This is a genomic window from Acinetobacter sp. A1-4-2 (assembly GCF_040233925.1).
Taxonomy (GTDB): domain Bacteria; phylum Pseudomonadota; class Gammaproteobacteria; order Pseudomonadales; family Moraxellaceae; genus Acinetobacter.
Genome location: NZ_CP157982.1, coordinates 139,842 through 160,219 on the forward strand (window position 1 = coordinate 139,842; position 20,378 = coordinate 160,219).

Sequence of the window (20,378 nt, forward strand, 5' to 3'; positions counted from 1 at the left end):
AGCTTGATGTAAGTCCCCACGTAGTATTTTTAAGTGGGGACTTAGTTCATGATCATAAATTTTTAGCAGTGATTCCTGTTGCCAAAAAGTGACTAACATACAGCACTCAGTTCAAAATCTGTTCGGGACATCTAGGCTTGAAAATCTTTATGCAACAAAGCTTCTCGTAATCAGAAATAATGTTTAAAGTCGCTCAATTGCTAATGCAACGCCCATTCCACCACCAATACATAAGGTCGCCAGTCCTTTTTTCTGGTCACTGCGTTGCATTTCATGTAACAGCGTGACCAGAATTCGACAGCCTGAGGCTCCAATTGGATGGCCTAAGGCAATAGCTCCACCGTTGACATTGACCTTGTCCATATTGAGGCCCAGTTCTTTCGACACTCCTAAAGCTTGTGCGGCAAAGGCTTCATTGGCTTCTACCAGATCAACCTCGTCCAAAGACCAGCTTGCTTTTTCTAATGTTTTTCTCACAGCATTTACAGGACCAAGTCCCATCACTTCCGGCTCAATACCCGACATGCTATAGGCTTTAATTTTTGCTAATGGCTGTAAACCAAGCTCTGCTGCTTTATTGGCACTCATCACCAAGACGGCTGCTGCGCCATCATTAATCCCCGATGCATTACCTGCAGTCACCGTGCCATCCTTTTTAAAGGCTGGACGCAGCTTGGCTAGACTCTGTTCATTCGTCTCGGCTTTGATATATTCATCACGGTCAAAAACGAACGGATCACCTTTACGTTGAGGCACTTGAACCGGCACAATTTCCGCGTCAAATTTCCCTTCCGCCTGTGCTTTGACTGCACGCTGCTGAGACGATAGTGCCAAAGCATCCTGATCTTCACGGCTAATCGACAGTTTTTCCACAATATTCTCAGCGGTCATTCCCATGTGATACTGGTTATACACATCGGTCAGACCATCATAGACCATGCTATCCACCAATTTCGCATTGCCCATCTTCTGTCCGTTACGCATCTGGATAATATGGGCACTTTGTGACATCGACTCCTGCCCCCCTGCCACGACAATATCGGCTTCACCAGTGGCAATGGCCTGTGTGGCCAAATGAACAGCGCGCAGTCCAGAACCACACACCACATTCAAGGTCGAAGCGGGTACTGAAACCGGAATACCCGCTGCAATTGCCGCCTGACGTGCCGGATTTTGTCCCACACCTGCAGTCAACACATTCCCCATAATGACCTGATCTACCTGTTCTGGCTTTATTCCGGCAGCGTCTAATACCGCAGCAATCACTACCTTTCCTAACTGCGGTGCACTGACGCTAGCCAGGCCACCCAAAAAACTTCCAATCGCGGTACGTTTTGCGGCAACAATCACAACTTCTTTCATTTTATTTCCTATTTTTTAACTCATGTCTTGCTTGATACTCCTGCCCCCATACGATTGGCCGGCAGTGAGAATACCTAAATGCTAAAACAGACTGACCTGTACATAACTGCCCGGTGCAGCTTCCTTGACAGGATAGGTTGCACTACCTAATGTACGCGCCGGAACCTGATCGCCGGTATAAGGTGCGATCCATTCCTGCCAGCGTAACCACCAGGATTCTGGATGGAACTGGGCATCTGCCAGCCACTGTTTCGGGTTTTCATAAGGTATATTATTGGTATAACAGCCATACTTGTTGCGGTTTGGCGGATTGACAATGCCTGCCACATGTCCAGATTCGCCGAGTACCAGCGTGCTTTCACCCCCCAGATAGGTAGATCCTTTAAAGCACGTATCCCATAGTGCAATATGATCTTCCTGGGTCGAGATAAAAAAGTTCGGTGTTTTCACTTTCGACAGATTTAAACCCACACCATTGATCTTGATCTTATTCGGCTGAATCAGTTCGTTATTGAGGTACAGATTGCGTACCAGGAAATTGTGCACATGTGCGGCAATATTGGTGCCATCACTATTCCAGTACAAAATATCAAAGTCGGACGGATGTTTGCCCTTCAGGTAATTTTCAATGTAATAGTTCCAGTACAGGGTATTTTCACGTAACAGACTAAAGGTCACCGCCAACATACGGCCATCAAAATAGCCCACCTGTTGATTCAAAGTTTCAATCCCTTGAATGACCGGCTCATTAATAAAAGCACCCAAACTGCCTGGATTGTCAAAGTCCAACATTGTGGCCAAATAGGTGGCACTCTTGACGCGATTCTTCAGGCGTTTCGCCACATAGTACGCCTGCGTCGCAGCAAGCACCGCACCACCGATACAATAACCAATAGCATTGACCTCTTTTTCTCCGGTCATTTCCTCAATGACACGCATCGCCTCAACCGTACCGGAGGTAATCAGGTCCTCAAAGTGCATGTCCTTTTGTTCAGCTCCCGGATTACGCCAGGACATTAAAAATACGCTGTGCCCTTGCTGACGTAACCAGTTCACAAAAGAATTCTGCTCACGCAAATCCAGAATATAATATTTATTAATAAAAGGCGGGATGAGCAAAATAGGCGTCTGATATACAGTTTCAGTGGTCGCTTCATACTGTAACAATTGAAAAACCGGATTTTCAAAGACCACCGCACCTGGCGTATAGGCCAGATCTTTTCCCAAACGGAACGAGTCATTATTGACCATACGTACGGACAGATATTTGCTACTGTTCATGATATCATCATGGAAAATTTCCATGCCACGCACCAGGTTTTGCCCGTGTTCCTGTACCGTCTGATGGATCACTTCCGGATTGGTCCATAAAAAATTGCCGGGAGAAAAGGCATTCACCATTTGGCGGGTGAAAAAGTGGATACGCTGGCGGACTTTATCTGGGATGCCTTCGACCTCATCCAGCATTTCTTGTACCAATTGACTGAAATGCAGATAGGACTGGGTCAAGAGATCGTAATTGGGTTCTTGCCAAAGTGTATCCTTGAAACGGCGATCACCCGGCTCAGGTTTCACGAGAGGCTGAATATCCTTGTTCACACTGCGCAGCATGATATTTTGGTAAATCTGCATCTGACCGATCCACCATTTGCTCTGCATCTCGATCAAGCGTGCCGGATTTTTGGTTAATGCCTGAAAGAACAGGTTCATATCTTCACTGTTGACTTTGCTCAATGCATCATTGAGCGGATTATCGCCATAGTAAAATTCTTGTACTTTCTTCCAGATTTCTTCATGGACATCGAAAAAACGCTGGACGTTCTGATTAAACTGAAAAAGATTCTGCTGCATTTGCACCACTCCGCATACTGGGTCATTCCTCACTTTCCTATCAGGAATGGAATCGAAAAACGGGGAAGTGATCTCCACTTCCCCGCTCGCTAGTCTTCAATCTTCATTAGGACTGTTAACCGTTATTTATTGTTCGGCATCGATTCGCTAACTAACTTGTCAAACTCGGCTTTAAATTCAGTGGCCAAGCTTGCCAGTTTTTGGCCATCATCAATCATTTGCTGGCTGAGTTTGCTCATGGTTTCCACTTGCTTCATGCCACAATTGATCATACTTTGCATGTCTTTGACTTCACTGTTGGCAAAGACTTGCGACAATGTGATATCGGCATAATGACGTGCAGCATTGAGTTGTAAATTGGTCAGATCCGCAAAATTTTTTGCCACCAGACTGTTAAATTTTGCATAAGGTTCAAACATGTTTTTGTACTGAGCATTCATGTTTGAAAAGATATCGCCATATAGCATGTGTATTACTCCATTGATTTATAGTACTTAAAATTTAGTTATTGTTAAAAAATAAATGAAAAAACTGGCTCAGTGAGCACAGGACTTATTGCATGTATAAACCGCCATTGATCGATAAGGTTTCACCCGTAATATAGGTGCCATACTCACCGACCAGATACATGACAGCCGCTGCAATTTCTTCAGGCTGGGCAAGACGCTGCAAAGGAATCTGGTCTTCAATACTTTTTACAACCTCTTCCCGCATGGCAGTCACCATCGGTGTTGCCGTATAGCCCGGGGCTACAACATTCACGCAAACATTGGAACGTGCACCTTCCTGAGCCAGAGCCTTGGTAAAACCGATCATGCCCGCTTTTGCGGCTGAATAATTCGCTTGACCAAACTGTCCTTTCAGACCATTGACCGAACTAATATTGACAATGCGTCCCTGCTTTTGCTCCAGCATTTTATTAAAGACTGGATGGGTCACGGTAAATAGTGTCTTTAAATTGGTATCGATTACCTGTGACCACTGTTCAAAGGACATTTTCTTAAATGTTGCATCGCGTGTGATGCCGGCATTATTCACCAACACATCTACGCGACCTTCAGCCTGTATCGCATCCTGGATCGCGCTCGTCGCATCAGCATGATGGGTCAGATCGGTTAAGACAAAACGGACATCTTCCTGTTGGAATCCCTCACTTTTTAACCACTGCTTTTCACGGTCTTCCTCTCGAGGCACAACCGTTGCAATCACTTTATAATTTGCCTTTACCAGCTGACGACAAATCTCACTACCAATACCACCGAGTGCCCCTGTCACAAATGCGACTTTTCTTTCGGACATATCTTTACCTTTAGCAAATCGAAAAAATGGTTGAGTGAATCCACAAAGATTCTTTGGAATCTGGACTTAAATTAACCCTTTCTATGTTAAGGCTCGATTACAGGCGATCGATTTTTTATGAGCAAATGTAAATGGCTCTAGGTTTGAGTAACTGCAAAAAAGAAAAATTAAATAAATAATGCAAAAAAAATCACTAAAAAGTATAAATAACATACACTTAAATAATATATAAGGTATAATTTAACAAATCTGTAATGTAATGTCCGCAGACTGTTAAAGTTGAATAGAATTCAATTTTAGCCTTTTATTAATACAATAATTTTCTTATTTAATGTACTGAAAATCAGTTTGTCTCATTTAAGGGTTTTATGAATGTTTATTCAATTGATTTGAACCTTGTTATCTAATGATATAAGAGCCATAAATGACTGCTTTAAATGTGCCTTCAAATTCTTCCATACATACATTAAAAACTTATATTAATCGGGACCTTTCCTTACTTGAATTTCATAAGCGAGTATTGGCACAGGCGAAAGATACTGAATATCCTTTACTTGAACGACTCAATTTTTTAATTACTTTTTCACGAAATCTAGATGAATTTTTTGAAATACGTGTCGCGAGTTTGATACAGCAATTTGAGCTGTCTAGCCATAATAAGACCCGTCCGGATAATTTATTCATCTCAGAAATACTGACGACGATTTCTAAGCTTGCACATGAGGCCGTTGAGGAACAGTATAAAATTCTGAACTATAATATCCTGCCACAACTGCAAGGCAATGGAGTTAATTTTATTCAGCATGGTGATATCCTTCAAAAACATAAAGCATGGATTAAAGATTATTTTCATCATGAAGTTCAACCTGTTGTAACCCCCATCAGTCTAGACCCCGCACACCCTTTTCCTCGTTTAGCCAATAAAAGCTTAAACTTTATTGTCACTTTGGAAGGCAACGATGCCTTTGGACGAAAAATTGATTTAGCGATTGTTCCTGCCCCTCGATCATTGCCAAGATTAGTTAAATTACCCACGCATGTTTCTGGTGAGGCTGAGCACTACATTTTACTTTCCGCGATCATTCAGCAACATATTCATGAATTATTTCCAGGAGTGACCACCACGGGGTGTTATCAATTCCGGGTAACGCGAAATGCTGACCTCACCGTATCAGAGGATGTAGAAGATTTAGCGATTGCTTTAAAAGGGGAACTTTCATCTCGGCGTTTTGGTCGCGCTGTCAGACTCGAAGTAAATAAAGCGTGTCCAGAGATGATTACTGATTATTTACTCGAACAATTTGATCTTGATCAAGATCAGCTCTATCTGGTGAATGGTCCTGTTAACCTGGCTCGTTTTATATCGAACTTTAATTTACCCGAGTTACGTTTCCCTCCCTATGTACAAAAATTACCAAAAGGGTTGTATAGCAAAAAATCGATATTTGAGGTATTAAAAACCGAAGATGTTTTATTACACCACCCTTTTCACTCTTTCGCTCCGGTTATTAAGTTGCTGAAAGAGGCAGCCCGTGATCCGCATGTGTTAGCTATAAAACAAACCCTTTATCGCAGTGGTGCAGATTCTGAAATTGTGCAAGTCCTTGCTGAAGCGGCACGGAACGGTAAGGAAGTCACTGCCGTGATTGAATTACGTGCACGCTTTGATGAAGAGTCAAATATCGAAGTTGCCAATCTATTACAAGAAGCTGGCGCAGTGGTCGTATATGGGATTGTTGGCTATAAGACTCACGCCAAAATGATTCTGATCGTGCGTCGTGAAATAGACAAAATTAAACGTTATGTTCATTTAGGTACAGGTAACTATCATGCGACCAATGCCAAAATCTATACCGATTATGGCTTACTCACCAGTGATGCTGATATTTGTGAAGATGTACATAAAATCTTTCAAGAATTAACTGGTATGGGAAAAACCATAAAGCTGGAAAAACTTTTTCACGCGCCATTTACCCTGCATTCACAATTACTTGAACTCATACAGCAGGAAATTAAAAACAGTAAAGCAGGAAAAAAAGCGCAGATCATTATTAAAGTCAATGCATTAACTGAACCGCAACTGATTCATGAACTTTATCAAGCATCACAAGCAGGTGTACAAATCGATTTAATTGTTCGTTCAATTTGTTGCTTACGACCACAAGTTGCAGGACTCTCTGACAATATTCGTGTACGTTCAATCGTCGGACGTTATTTGGAACATACTAGAGTGTATTATTTTTATAATGATGGTGACAGCAAACTGTATTGCGCCAGTGCGGATTGGATGGGACGTAATTTGTTTTCTCGCATCGAAACCTGTTTCCCGATCGAGAATAAAAAAATTCGCAAACAAATTCTTGAAGAAGGATTGAATAATTATCTCAAAGATAATCGGCGTGCATGGGAATTACACGCAGATGGAACCTGGATACAATGTCAGCCTGGTAGTGGACAACCAGTCTACATTGCCCAGCAACAATTAATGAATCAGATTTTTTAACGAAAATTTGCGAGTTATTGTATAAATGACAATCACTAGCAATGATTTAAATTCATTTTAACTAAATTGTAACAATCCAATCCTAAAGTAAAAATCAAGAGGGAATGAGTCAACTACATGAGCGATATCAGTGTTAAAAAGATCAACAAATTAATTGAACAGTTTGAACAAGAAGGCAATAAAACACAAGCGCTTGAAATAGGCTATAAAACGTATGCCATGCTTATGTCTGATCAGAAATTTGCGGATAAAGTGACCAAATCAGCAGAAAATGCCGAAGAGCGACTTTATAAAAAAATAAAAATCAAACTTATTCCAGAGAAACATCATTTTAAAATAAAGTAAGAAGTACAAAATTTTTAATAAACTTGTAAATTATTTTATGTCATTGCTCTTGATCAATTGTCCGATATAACCTGACAAACCCAATGAAAATATCGCTGTCAGATCAAGTTTAAACAAGTACATGCATTAAATACTGCATATGTGCTGACAGCAAAATGTTCTGCCCATAAGTATCAGTGTATTGTTTTCCACCCAGCAAGATTCGCATTTTGCTGATTGTAACTGGACGATCAGGTAGAGGATGTTCTCAGTCGTTTTTTCCAGAGTTGTATCGTACGCGTGGTTTACGCCGTGCGCTTAAGTTGCTGTCGAACGATGATTTTCTATCTGGCTCACGGCATCATCGACACTTTGTGCATCATAACTCGAGCGGGGGAATAAAGGACTATTCACATACAATAAAGTTTCTGCGACTGAACGGCGTACGCGTGCCAACTTTAGCTTAATCCCCTCCTCTTGCAAATGCTCAGCCAACAATAACAATGCTTCAATACTGGTACTATCCAGGCTTGGGCATTCTTCAAGATTCAAAATCACATGCTGATAATTTTGCTCAGAAACCTTTTTTAGAATTGCATGACAGATTTTTTCTGCATTGGCAAAAAACAGGGGGTGATCAGGCCGTGCAATTAAAATAGCATCAGGTGCTACAGCTTCAGGAAAACGGTTGATATCAACAAAATCATGCCCGCCATTGAGACGTCCAAGCCAGGCAATTCGAGGAACAGAGTAGCTTTTCAATAACATTAAAATGCTCACCAGCACCGCAATCAGTAACCCATTGAGCACACCAAAAATAATCACTGCCCAAATTGCAATAATCGACAACAAGCGATCTTTATGCCAGATAAAATACTGTTTAAATGGGGCAAAACGAATATGTCCACTGACTGCATACATCACAATACCCGCCAAAACGGGTTCAGGAATATTGGCGATATACTGGCGAAAAAACAGTAAAAAAATCACCACGGCCAGCGCTGCTACCCAGGCTGATTTTTTGCTATTTGCCCCTGCTGATTCATTGGCTGAAGTCGCCGAATAACCTGCACCAACCGCCATTCCCTTAAACAGTCCTGAGCAGATATTGCTCACGCCCAATGCAATCAGGTCACGATTTGGCTGGATTGCATCATGGTATTTTAGGGCCGAGCTACGAATTGAAGTATAAGATTCTGCATAAATAATCAGTGCAACGGCCAGTGAAAGTTCTACCAGTTGCAACCAGCTATTCATACCCAACTGAGGCAAGTGAATACTCGGTAGAACCAACTCAAAATGCCCAACAGAACGGATTCCCCATGCGTGGGTATATCCCATCACATTGAAACTAATACCTAAAATAATCAGCAACAAGGCCACTGGAATAGTTTTATAGCGCTGGGTTAATTGCAAAGTGAAAAAGGTACACAGTCCCATGATCAAAGCATGCCAGTTCCAGCTCGAATAGGCTTGTAGCATTTCCCACAACTGACGAAAAAAATTACTATGTTCAGGATGTACCTGTAGTACTAAAGGAATTTGTTTCAGCACAATGCTGAGTGCCAGGCCAAAGGAAAAACCCTTCAGTACAGGTTTTGCAATAAAATGCGTCACATCTCCAAGTTTAAATAACCCTGCGATCACCAGTAAAATGCCCGACAGAAATACCAGGGCATAGGCCAGACCTGCCCGTTCCGGCGAAGAAAACATGACCATGGTTGCCAGACCTGAACTCATGACTGCGGCAGAAGATGAGGTCGCAGAAACAATCGCAAAACGGCTATTCCCGATCAGACCATACAGCACTAAACCCAGCACCAGTGCCACCAGACCACTTTGCGGTGGCAACCCGACCATATTGGAATAGGCGACCGCTTCAGGCAGTAGCAAACCTGCGATAGATAAACCTGCGATCACATCAAAAATAGGGAACTTTTTAGCAGCGTTCATAGGCTAGCCAAATCTTGTATAGTCAGTGAAATCATCTGACAAGGAATGAGGGCCTCTTCATCCTGCAGATACACCGCACAAAGGTGGTGATCACCATCGGCGATAATTAATTGACGCTGTCCTAAATCACGTGCCATATGGAAATTGTGTTCATCAAATAGGGCTGCACGAAAAATATCTTTGGCTTTAGACTGAGTGATGGTTTCGGCTTGTAACTGGTTCAACAGTTTTTCAACAACCGCTGAAGAATGATGTAACAATAAACATAAATCAGAACTCGCGGCAGGATAATCCTGCGCTTCTGGCGGATCACGCCATGCAATTGAATGTTTAGATTTTTTATGATTGCTATCCATGGTTTCAGGTTTCTTACGATGCCCATCAATCATCTGACAGCATAACAAATCAGTCGAATAAAAGTCTGTAAAAAAAGAGGTTTTAATTAGAACTTCGTTACCCATAAAAACTAGGCATGATAATCGGCACAGTGAAAGTTAAACACGGTTATTTTTATCTAATGCGTTCTAAAAAAAGTCTTTTTTTAAATTAAATGAAAGCTGTCATATGATAATAAGCATCTCAAGAAGAGATGCTTAGATAAATTTGATTCGAATCTAGTATTAAGAAAAGTCCAGTTCTTTTTCAAATGCTTTTAGTTCAAAACGAGCCATGGCTAAATTTGATTTAGAACGATCTAAAACAAGATAAAGAAATAAATTTTCATTGCTTTCAAGCGGGCGAATCAGGTGATATTGCTTGCCCAAAGTAATTAAAATATCTTCAATATCATCATTTAATTGAAGTGCTCTGGCTATTTTACGTTTCGCGCGTACGACTTCTGTATTGCCTGCTGCAGCAAGTTCTAAATCTATGCCGGTTCCTTGAACGGCTAAAGCTAAACCACTTTCACTATCTACTAATGCTGCTGCAATAAAGCCATCCATCGCAGTTAAACTGTCTAAAACGATACGAGCCATATTAATTTCTACCTTAAATTAAGGGTTTCCCCGGAAAAAATATTGATTTAAAGACCTAATTTTTTACGTAGTTTCATAAAAAAACTGCGCACTTTAATCATCTGACCTTGATCAGTTGATTCATTGCTTCTCATGAATTTCGCTTCATGAAAGTCAATCCATGAACCCATTTTGAGCATATCTGTGAGTGCAACAAAACGGATGATTTGTTGTTTGGGAATGTTTAATTGATTGATTGCAGTTTGAATCTGAGCACCCTGCGCAAAACATGTCGCAATTTTTAATAGATGCCGACGTTCATAACCCGGCTCGAATTTTGGCCAGATCTGCAATTTAAAATATTGATTCGTCTGAATCTCTCGAAGCTCTATGTCCTTAGAACAATAGGCCTTCTGCCATAACCAGCTACGTAAATCCTGAGCTTGTGTATTCTTCAGCATCTCTTGCACAAACTGATTCGTGGCATAGGTTTGATTCAGACTTTTGTCAAAACCAGTCATGGGATGATCAGAATTGACCCAGACACGCTCAGTCATGGTATCGGCTAGAGCCAAGAACCCCTGATGATCGAATAACTGGATAAAACCGTTTCGGGCCAATAGGCATTGATCAAATATGCTCGAGATATCAACAGATTGTTCTACAGCTGTATAGGGCAGATGAAGATGATCATCCGGTTCGTAATCAAAGAATTTTTCTTGTAACCACTCACGTAAATGATCTAACTGGGTTACAGGATAAGATAAGGTGTCATCGACAATCATGCCCTGTTGTTCAGGCATTTTGATCAGACGCAGGTACTGTACATGAATCTGCGAGAGAATTTTTTGAATGCTGGATGATGCAAAAAAGGCGTCATTCACCATCAGCAGGTCAATATTTTTTTCAGCAATGTTGACCCAGCGTACCTGTACTTCACTAGGAACAGATAACAATATTTGGCTTTTAAGCTGGTCAAGCACATTCAGGCTCACCCCGAACACAGCAATATTTAAAAATGTTTTCATTTTCTAACCGTATTAAGCCAGGTGTTACTACAAGAGATAATTTAAATTAACTTAAATACAGTGCATTACATGGAAATTAATCAATCACGTATTTTCATGAAGGTAATCATCTATGCATTTATTTTGGCTAAAAATTCTGAGGTTTTCTTGATTTCATATCGCATTTGCCCCATCAGAACATCAGATGAGCCTACTGCGACAATCAGCATTGGATAGTGGGCATGTTCTACCCCCGTTAATACGACATGACCATTTTCTGCATCGAGTGAAAGCGTCTTACAGCCGATCAAGTTGATTTCTGAAATGAAGGCTGACACCATCGCTAAGATTGAGCTACTGACTGCCGCAATTTTTCCAGTATTTTCCAGCTTTTTTTTACTGGCCAAAGCCAATTGAAAACCGTCAGAGGAACACAGCATGACAAAATCAAGGCCGCTCACGTTATTTAACAGTTCATGAATTTGCATACGACCAGTTTCAATCAATGATTGAGGAATCTGGCGCGAAAGAGGATTGATATTCACCTTGATTTCATCCTTTAAAGCATAACCATGCTGCGAGTTTCAATAGCAGCAATTAAGACTTCCACCATCAGCAGCACATCATCTTTTTGTCTGGCATCGACCGCAAATATTGGATAACTGTAGTGGTGTAAACTCATCCAATCCCGATAAATCTTGAGCATCTGATCCTGCTGTTGATCAAGATGAGTAATACCAATCACGATATTTTCACTATAGCCTTGAAAAGCGTTGAGATAGGTTTGCAAATCTTGCAAACGCTCTGCACGTGAATGATCAATTAAAATGCCGATACCAATGGCGCCTTTACAGACAATAGACCACATAAAATCAAAGCGATCCTGACCGGGAGTGCCATACAGTCCGATTTTAGTGTCATCCTCAAGCACGATTTCACCATAGTCGATTCCTACCGTGGTGGAATATTTGCTATGCCTATTTATGTCAGTATTCATGGCTTCGGTTTCTATGACCGGAATGTCAGAGAGCGCTTTAATGGCCGCCGATTTTCCAGCACCCATACTCCCGCCAAAAACAATCTTATATTGCTGTAAAATCATATAGATACTCGTTTTATCAAAGTTTAATAGATTGATATAAAGTCTGTTTGGCGGTTTTTTAGTTAAAGCAGCCAGAATTAAGCTGCATATTTAAATCATTTGTTTGGACTGTCGCTGGAACCAAGCAATAATGATATAAAGTTGCCATAAGCCGAAATTTAAAAATTCGTCATATGTTGGGAAGGGAGCTTAGGCTTCGGAGTGTGAATAAACTGTGAATTTATTTGATATTTCACACATTAATGTGACTTTTATATGCTAGAACAGAATACATTTAAATATTTTTATTATCACTAATAAAAATTTCTAGTTTATAAGGCAGACCACCCACGTTAGTCTCCTAATAGATTAATCTTGTACAGCCTGCTCCTTAATCAGGCTGGCTATATAATTTCCCCACCACTGCATCATTTCAATACGTTGTAAAAGATATTCAGCATGATTATAGCTTGCCCGTGTTTTATTTTTATCCGTATGTGATAGTTGCGCTTCAATCCAATTTGATTGAAATAATCCAGATTCATTTAATATTGTACTAAAAGTAGAACGTAAACCATGTGCAGATAGTTCATCTTTATCATAGCCCATTTTTCGAATAGCCATATTTAATGTATTAAAATGCAGAGGTCTATTCGGATAACGGGGACTAGAAAACACATACTTTTCACCATGAGACCAGGCTAAAGCAGATTTTATCAGAGTCATTGCCTGATCAGATAAAGGTACTAAGAAATCAGGAATATTATGACCTAAAATGACTTTCCGTCGGAACTGTTTGATATGCAAAGCCGGTATTTTCAAAATTTTATTATCTAAATCAAAATGATGTGGTTCACAAAGTAGAAGCTCAGCCCCACGAACTCCAGTATAAAGTTTAAATAATAAGGCTTTTTTTATGATAGGATTCGTATTCACTTGACTCAATCTGGTTATAAAATTAGGTAAATCTTCTGATTTTAAATAAGGATAATTTTTTTTGATTTTATTTTTTATTAATATTTTATTTAATCCGTGAGCAATATTATATTCACAGTAACCCATTGCCACAGCATAATCATAAATTTGGTTTAAATAACTGTAGGCTTTTTTAACCGGTTCCTTGACATGACGTGCTTCTATATTTTTAACGACAGTCACTAAATCATATCGTTTCACTTCATTAAATGGCATATATCCTAAATCAGGATAAATTTCATGATTTAAAAATTTTTTTGCCAACTGAATAACACCACAACGGGGTTCATCTTTAAAAGAGTTTTTTATTTTAAAATCCAACCATTCTTCGCAAATATCTTGAAATGTTTTTATATTTTTTTTATGTACTGTTTCATTTTTATAACCATTAAATTTATATTCATCCCGGGCGGTTCTTGCCTGTTTTAATGACATGAAAGGATATTCGCCCAGCTTCACTCGCGGACGCTTATTGCTCCCTGCTACTGAATAACGATAACTCCAAGATTTACGTCCATTCGATTCCACCTTCAAACTTAAGCCATCGTCATCTGTAAGAAAATAAACTTTCTCCTTGGGCTTGGCCTGGCGTACCTTCGCTTCCGTAAGACTCATAAATTTAAACTCAACCACTAATGACACTGCATATTTTAATTATAGCAAATTTAAGCAATTTTTATGTTATGCGTATCATACGCATCATACTGTTTTTTAATTTATTGTTTTATATTAATTTAATTTTTAGTATTTCATTTTTAGTCACCAGCTTAAGTACCACCAATATTACTTGCAAGATATCTGAAACTGCTGCTCTAGGAATTTAATGCCGAGAAAGAGTTAAACTAACTAAGTTCACTTGATCAGCGAGTTTTTTATGTATCCAAATATAGCCCCCCAACGAAGCCAATAAGACAGTCAGGCAACAGGAGTACGATATGAATGAGTAGATGAAGATTAGGAAAGGGCCACTAAATTCGACAACCGTTCTAGGGGGGCTATTACAGGGGATAATACAGCCTAAAACATTGGACGGCTTTAAGCCGCTTACGATGTCACTTTCTGTGAAGATCCCGCTGGATGACCAAATGGAGATTATGATAAGGCGCTGGATCTTAGCCAACCTGTGATGGTTAAACTGGGTTCTCGGCAAGTCGATCTTTTCTGTGCCAGTCGCCGATGAAATTGTGATTTCGATTTCTGAGAGGTTGTGCACTAATTCAATCAGATCGCTGATGATCTGTTAGCTGAACTGATCCGATCAGATCGCTTCATATGATTCAAAGCCGGATTGAACAGAATATTGATTTATTACATGCAAGATAACACCTGTATGAAGATACATAGAAATTTTATCCTTCCCTGTATGTTCCTGTGGCTTAAAAATCAGTCTTGAAATATGACTAAATTTGGAAAATTCTTATTTTAAAATAAATGGGCCAAGATCATTGCAAATGACCTGATGGAGAAATATTTGTCTATATAATTGTATTTATTACAAATAAAATATTTAAAAAAGATTTAATCTAATAAGTTTCAGCAACCTTGCAAGATTTAAATCAGGTTATCGATGAGATCATCAGATGGAGATGATGCATCTCCATCTGATGAGGGTTTATTAATACTGCGTTTGACCTGGAATCCAGTTGGTTCCAGCAAGCGGTACACGAGCCATTGCCGCCGCCTCGACATTTAGTGCCACCAGATCTTCCGGATCAAGATTATGCAAATGCGATTTACCGCAGGCACGTGCCATGGTTTGTGCTTCCAAGACCAAAACACGCAGGTAATTGGCCAAATGGCGTCCACCTTCAACCGGATTGAGACGTTTTGATAGTTCTGGATCCTGGGTCGTAATCCCTGCAGGGTCACGGCCATTTTGCCAGTCATCATAATAACCCGCCGCTGAACCGATTTCTTTCAGTTCTTTGTCTAGACGCGGATGGTTATCTCCGAGCGCAATCAGCGCTGCTGTACCAATTGCTACCGCATCTGCTCCCAATGCCATCGCTTTGGCCACATCGGCACCTGTGCGGATACCGCCAGAAACAATCAGCTGAACCTTACGGTGCATGCCCATTTCCTGCAGGGCTTGTACCGCTTGCGGAATGGCAGGAAGAATAGGAATACCGACGTGCTCAATAAACACTTCCTGGGTAGCTGCCGTACCGCCTTGCATACCATCCAGCACGATCACATCTGCACCCGCTTTCACTGCCAGTTTTACATCATAATAAGGACGGCTGGCCCCGATTTTGACATAAATTGGCTTTTCCCAATCGGTGATTTCACGGATTTCGGCAATTTTAATTGCCAAGTCATCTGGACCCGTCCAGTCCGGATGACGGCAGGCACTGCGCTGATCGACACCGACTGGCAAAGTACGCATACCTGCCACACGTTCCGTCACTTTCATGCCTAACAGCATACCGCCACCGCCGGGTTTAGCACCTTGCCCGAGTACAATTTCAATCGCATCTGCTTTACGCAAATCGTCAGGGTTCATACCGTAGCGCGATGGCAAATATTGATACACCAATGTTTGCGAATGACCACGTTCTTCAGGGGTCATGCCACCGTCACCGGTTGTCGTAGATGTGCCGACCATAGATGCACCGCGGCCTAAAGATTCTTTGGCATTGGCAGATAATGCACCAAAGCTCATGCCGGCAATCGTTACAGGAATTTTTAAATGAATCGGTTTTTTGGCAAAGCGTGTACCCAGTACCACATCGGTACCGCATTTTTCACGGTAGCCTTCCAGCGGGTAACGTGACATGCTTGCACCAAGCAGCAGCAAATCATCAAAGTGTGGCACTTTACGCTTGGTACCACCGCCACGGATGTCATAGATGCCGGTTGCCGCTGCACGCTGGATTTCTTGAATGGTTAAACGGTCAAACGTTGCAGATTCACGTAACACGGGTTCAAATTCTTGGATAGTTTGAGTCATGATTGATTGCTCCATTATCACGCTTGATTAGTATGCAGATGCATTGTCGACTTTGAAGTTGTACAGTTGGCGTGCCGAACCGTAACGTTTGAAACAAGCGGGATCTTCATCAAATCCGGCTTTAGACAGCAGTTCTGCCAGTTCTGCCAAATGTTCCTGACGCATTTCTTTTTCAATACAGTCTGAACCGAGAGACTTCACCACACCTTTGACATAAATTCTGGTTTCATACAGCGAGTCGCCCAGCGCATCGCCTGCATCACCGCAAACCACCAGACGGCCAGCCTGCCCCATAAAGCAGCTCATGTGTCCAATACTGCCGCCTACCACAATATCGACGCCTTTCATTGAAATGCCACAGCGTGCCCCAGCATCCCCTTCAATGACCAGCAGACCGCCATGCGCTGTTGCGCCTGCTGCTTGAGAGGCATTGCCTTTGATATGCACTGAGCCTGACATCATATTTTCAGCTACGCCCACCCCAACATTACCGTTGACGATGACATGAGCTTCTTGATTCATGCCGGCGCAGTAATATCCTGCATGGCCGTCAATGGTGACATTCACAGGGGCTTTAATGCCAACGGCAATATTATGCTGGCCGCCTGGATTGCTGATTTTCCAGTCTACAATGCTGTCGGTCAGTTCTTTGCTATGCAGGGCCTGGTTTAAATCACGGATGCTGTCTACGCTTAAATCAAATTCATCTTTTAAAATTGAAGTGCTGATTTTTTCTGCAAATGCTGTATTCATAGGGTTATTCCTGTTTTCTATTCTGGGTCATTCTTAGGCGGCTTGATCTGCACTGCGTTGCCAAACATATAAGGTGGCTGGTTCTGGCTCCCAGACCTTGGCTTTGTCAATATTCGGCAATGACGCCAAGGCTTGATATTCGGAAGCCATGGCTACATAGTCATCGGTTTCTGCCAACACCGCCGGTTTGCAGGCAATCGGATCACGGATCACGGCAAAACCATTTTTGGTGCCAATGGCAAAGGTAAAGAAGCCATCCAGATCGTCCAATGCATTGTTCAGTGCTTCTGCCAGAGAATCCCCTTGCTGTAAACGCCAAGTCAGATAGCCTGCAGCCACTTCGGTATCGTTATCTGTTTCAAAGCTGATGCCTTCACGTTTTAACTCTTGGCGTAAACGGGCATGATTAGACAGAGAACCGTTATGTACTAAACACAAATCAGCGCCGGTGGAAAATGGATGACTGCCTTCCATGGTCACTGCACTTTCAGTGGCCATCCGGGTATGACCGATAATGTGACTGCCTTTCATATTCGCTAAACCGAAACGCTCAGAAATTTCGACTGGCAAACCCATACCTTTAAGAATTTCAATACTTTGACCGACACTCATAATCTTGAGCTGTGGGGCAATTTTGCCAATCGCCGCGCGCACTGTTTGTTCATCAGATTTTGCTTTAATGACTGCAGCCGTGGCGTTTTGGAACCAGTCCATGTCGGTATTCAGTTCTGCTTTCAGTGCTTCTGCAAATGCAGACCAGTCAAATTCATCTTCAACCGATTGCAAGGTAAGTTTGACCCAGCCCTCAGATACTTCGTCACCATAAATGGCAAAGCCTGCGCTGTCAGGACCACGTCCGGTCATTGATTCCAGCATCGGCTCAAACAGTTTGCCGAGTTGTGATTCCAAAGCTGGATTTTTTAAGTATAGGCCTACGATTCCGCACATAATTGTTCTCCGCTAAATGCTCTTTTTAATTCATGTCCTAAGGACGCTATGGGGGTGAAAATAAGTTTTAGAAAAATTCGGTATAGCGCTGAATTTCCCAATCTGAAACATGGCGGCTGTATTCAACCCATTCCATGCTTTTTTGCAGGATGAATTCGTCAACAATTTCGGCACCGAGAGTTTCTCTAAACAGCGGATCTACTTTTAGAGCCTCGACAGCTTCTTTCAGGGATTGAGGCAGGGTGCCAATACCGCGTGCAGCAATTTCTTCCAAACTCAAGGTATACAGGTTTTCATTGCATGCAGGTGGCGGGGTCAGTTCACGTTCAATACCGTCTAAGCCGGCCGCAATGATCGCTGCCGAAACCAAATAAGGGTTGCAACCGGCATCCGGCAAGCGCAGTTCAATACGGCCATAAGGAATACGAACCATGGCGGAGCGGTTATTGGAACCATAGGCAATAAATGCCGGTGCCCAGGTCGAACCTGAAAGGGAGCGGCCCACCACCAGGCGCTTGTATGAGTTCACAGTTGGGGCACAGAAGGCGCACAGAGCCGGACCATGCTCAAGCAGTCCTGCAATAAAGTGATAGGCCATTTTTGACAGCCCCATGCCTTGCGGATCACTGTCATCATTAAATAGGTTGCTGGATTCTGCACTGCCTATCGACAGGTGGAAATGCATACCATTGCCGGCACGTTTCGGGTCTGGCTTGGGCATAAACGAACAGACAATACCCAAATCATGGGCAATTTCACCGGCTGCCATACGGAAGAACGTGAACATGTCCGCCGAGTTCATGGCATCACTATAGGTATAGTTAATCTCAAACTGGCCATTTGCATCTTCGTGGTCAATTTGATAAATATCAAAACCGACAGGAATTAATGCCTCGGTAATTCGTTCCAGGAACTGGCGTGAACGGGATAGGCCTTTATAGTCATAGCAGGGCTTGTCCAGATTGTCTGACTCATCGACCGCTTTCAGTTTGCCGTCTTCACCACGGCGGAATAAGCTGAATTCAGGTTCCAGGCCGGTATTGAGGGTCCAGCCTTTAGCCGACAGACGCTCAACTTGCTTGCGTAGTACATAGCGAGAATCGTAGGGATGTGGTTTGCCGTTGACATAGCCCTCACAGACCACACGGCCATAACCCGGCTGCCAGGGTACCGGGGTTAAAGAAGATAAATCACCTTTCACCATAAAGTCTGGACCATGCGGCTGCATCCCCATACCTGAAATGGCAAAACCGGCAAAACCTACCCCTGCACCTTCAATGGCTTTGAGACCCGAAATCGGTACAGATTTTGTTTTTGCTGACCCGTGAATATCGACAAACTGAGCCAATACATATTTTAATTGATGATCATCAATGACTTTCTGTACTTCTGCACGGTACTTGGGCTTGCTAATGATGTCCTGTTCTTCTTCAAAGAACTCTTTTACGATGGCCTGCTGGAACATATTTGACATACTCCCGATATGACAAAAAATGATATTTGGCTCGAATAATGCACAGATATTTGATTCAATGTATTATTCAGCAGAAGAAACTTTCTTTCCTAAAGAGAAAGCAATTCTCTTGCCAACTTTTTTAGATCGGTTAAAAAATTTGTGCTTGGGGCCTAAAAGCCTTAATATTCCTAAAGAGAATAAAAGTTTCATAAAATAATACTTTCATTCCACATCGGGGCTGCTTTTTAATTTTGATTAAGAGTCAGCAGGATTTAGATTCAAAACAGTGCGAGTTGATCCATAATGAGACAAAACAAGAACAGCCTTAAACTGGAACAGTACATTGGCATTCAAATCAAACGCTGTCGTCAGGAACAGGGCTTGAAACTGGCGGAAGTCGCGCAGACTGCTGAAATCAGTCAGGGTATGCTGAGTAAAATTGAGAATGCCCAGGTCTCGACCAGCCTTGAAACGCTAAGCCGCCTATGTGAAGTACTGGGAATCCCCTTATCCACCTTATTCAGTCAATATGACCATCAGGAAAGCCGGGCCATGATTGTGAAATCAGGCGAAGGAATGGAGGTGGTGCGTCGCGGTACCGAAAAAGGGCATACGTATCACCTGCTGACCCATTCCCGCGGGCCGCGCAAAAACTTTGAAGCCTATTTGGTCAGCATGGATGATGCTAGCGAAGAATTTCCCACCTTTGCCCACCCGGGAACAGAGATGCTGTATCTGATTGAAGGTGAAATCATGTACCGTCATGGCGATGAAGTATTTCATATGCAGCCAGGCGACTGCTTGACTTTAGATGGTGAAATTCCGCATGGCCCAGAACAACTGATTAAAGTCCCCATCCGTTTGATCTCTATGGTGAACTATGGGGATAACCAGGCCGAATAAAGCAGCCCTGTTTTTATAAAAAAGATGGCAGTGCCATCTTTTTTATTTATACGCTTC

Annotated in this window: 18 protein-coding genes; 3 read left to right on the forward strand and 15 right to left on the reverse strand. The window is 42.1% G+C overall.

The window, feature by feature from the left end; genetic code table 11:
• Positions 1 to 183: 183 nt before the first annotated feature.
• The 4 genes from ABJ384_RS15255 to ABJ384_RS15270 all read right to left on the reverse strand — a co-directional run bounded on the left by ABJ384_RS15255 (position 184) and on the right by ABJ384_RS15270 (position 4,512).
• On the reverse strand, positions 184 to 1,362 hold the full coding sequence (locus tag ABJ384_RS15255) for an acetyl-CoA C-acetyltransferase (RefSeq protein WP_349929786.1): 1,179 nt from the start codon (positions 1,360 to 1,362) through the stop codon (positions 184 to 186).
• Between the two features lie 81 nt (positions 1,363 to 1,443).
• Entirely contained in the window at positions 1,444 to 3,213 is a 1,770-nt protein-coding gene (gene phaC, locus ABJ384_RS15260) for a class I poly(R)-hydroxyalkanoic acid synthase (RefSeq protein ID WP_180176561.1), read from the reverse strand.
• 122 nt (positions 3,214 to 3,335) lie between these two features.
• Positions 3,336 to 3,680 (reverse strand): phasin family protein, encoded by a 345-nt coding sequence (locus ABJ384_RS15265; RefSeq protein ID WP_086197569.1) that lies wholly within the window; start codon positions 3,678 to 3,680, stop codon positions 3,336 to 3,338.
• Between the two features lie 85 nt (positions 3,681 to 3,765).
• Positions 3,766 to 4,512, reverse strand: a complete 747-nt coding sequence (locus ABJ384_RS15270) for a beta-ketoacyl-ACP reductase (protein ID WP_086197570.1) — start codon at positions 4,510 to 4,512, stop codon at positions 3,766 to 3,768.
• Between the two features lie 424 nt (positions 4,513 to 4,936).
• Between ABJ384_RS15270 and ppk1 the strand changes: the two genes are divergently transcribed.
• Both ppk1 and ABJ384_RS15280 read left to right on the forward strand, forming a co-directional pair.
• Entirely contained in the window at positions 4,937 to 7,015 is a 2,079-nt protein-coding gene (gene ppk1 / locus ABJ384_RS15275) for a polyphosphate kinase 1 (protein WP_349929787.1), read from the forward strand.
• 117 nt (positions 7,016 to 7,132) lie between these two features.
• On the forward strand, positions 7,133 to 7,360 hold the full coding sequence (locus ABJ384_RS15280; RefSeq protein ID WP_349929788.1) for a hypothetical protein: 228 nt from the start codon (positions 7,133 to 7,135) through the stop codon (positions 7,358 to 7,360).
• A gap of 297 nt (positions 7,361 to 7,657) precedes the next feature.
• Here the strand turns inward: ABJ384_RS15280 and ABJ384_RS15285 are convergent, their stop codons facing one another.
• The 11 genes from ABJ384_RS15285 to glnT form a co-directional block, all read right to left on the reverse strand.
• Positions 7,658 to 9,292, reverse strand: a complete 1,635-nt coding sequence (locus ABJ384_RS15285) for a SulP family inorganic anion transporter (RefSeq protein WP_349929789.1) — start codon at positions 9,290 to 9,292, stop codon at positions 7,658 to 7,660.
• Positions 9,289 to 9,681, reverse strand: a complete 393-nt coding sequence (locus ABJ384_RS15290) for a hypothetical protein (RefSeq protein ID WP_349929790.1) — start codon at positions 9,679 to 9,681, stop codon at positions 9,289 to 9,291. The genes ABJ384_RS15285 and ABJ384_RS15290 overlap by 4 nt, the downstream gene beginning before the upstream one ends.
• Before the next feature lie 231 nt (positions 9,682 to 9,912).
• The gene (locus ABJ384_RS15295) at positions 9,913 to 10,269 is read right to left on the reverse strand and encodes a roadblock/LC7 domain-containing protein (RefSeq protein ID WP_349929791.1); all 357 of its coding nucleotides are present in this window, start codon (positions 10,267 to 10,269) and stop codon (positions 9,913 to 9,915) included.
• Positions 10,270 to 10,316: 47 nt separating this feature from the next.
• Positions 10,317 to 11,276 (reverse strand): hypothetical protein, encoded by a 960-nt coding sequence (locus ABJ384_RS15300; protein WP_349929792.1) that lies wholly within the window; start codon positions 11,274 to 11,276, stop codon positions 10,317 to 10,319.
• A gap of 110 nt (positions 11,277 to 11,386) precedes the next feature.
• Positions 11,387 to 11,743 carry a roadblock/LC7 domain-containing protein gene (locus ABJ384_RS15305; protein ID WP_349929908.1) on the reverse strand — a complete coding sequence of 119 codons (357 nt, stop codon included), beginning with the start codon at positions 11,741 to 11,743 and terminating at the stop codon, positions 11,387 to 11,389.
• 71 nt (positions 11,744 to 11,814) lie between these two features.
• Positions 11,815 to 12,357 (reverse strand): ATP/GTP-binding protein, encoded by a 543-nt coding sequence (locus ABJ384_RS15310; RefSeq protein WP_349929793.1) that lies wholly within the window; start codon positions 12,355 to 12,357, stop codon positions 11,815 to 11,817.
• 348 nt (positions 12,358 to 12,705) lie between these two features.
• The gene (locus tag ABJ384_RS15315; RefSeq protein WP_349929794.1) at positions 12,706 to 13,926 is read right to left on the reverse strand and encodes an integrase arm-type DNA-binding domain-containing protein; all 1,221 of its coding nucleotides are present in this window, start codon (positions 13,924 to 13,926) and stop codon (positions 12,706 to 12,708) included.
• A 1,000-nt stretch (positions 13,927 to 14,926) separates the two neighbouring features.
• Positions 14,927 to 16,261 carry an FMN-binding glutamate synthase family protein gene (locus ABJ384_RS15320; RefSeq protein WP_349929795.1) on the reverse strand — a complete coding sequence of 445 codons (1,335 nt, stop codon included), beginning with the start codon at positions 16,259 to 16,261 and terminating at the stop codon, positions 14,927 to 14,929.
• Positions 16,262 to 16,288: 27 nt separating this feature from the next.
• On the reverse strand, positions 16,289 to 17,014 hold the full coding sequence (locus ABJ384_RS15325) for a protein glxC (protein ID WP_349929796.1): 726 nt from the start codon (positions 17,012 to 17,014) through the stop codon (positions 16,289 to 16,291).
• A gap of 33 nt (positions 17,015 to 17,047) precedes the next feature.
• On the reverse strand, positions 17,048 to 17,962 hold the full coding sequence (locus ABJ384_RS15330) for a glutamine amidotransferase family protein (RefSeq protein ID WP_004704283.1): 915 nt from the start codon (positions 17,960 to 17,962) through the stop codon (positions 17,048 to 17,050).
• A gap of 67 nt (positions 17,963 to 18,029) precedes the next feature.
• Positions 18,030 to 19,427: a type III glutamate--ammonia ligase gene (gene glnT / locus ABJ384_RS15335; protein ID WP_349929797.1), complete on the reverse strand. Its 1,398-nt coding sequence runs from the start codon at positions 19,425 to 19,427 to the stop codon at positions 18,030 to 18,032.
• A 294-nt stretch (positions 19,428 to 19,721) separates the two neighbouring features.
• Between glnT and ABJ384_RS15340 the strand changes: the two genes are divergently transcribed.
• Entirely contained in the window at positions 19,722 to 20,321 is a 600-nt protein-coding gene (locus ABJ384_RS15340; RefSeq protein ID WP_004704287.1) for an XRE family transcriptional regulator, read from the forward strand.
• Positions 20,322 to 20,378: the final 57 nt, after the last annotated feature.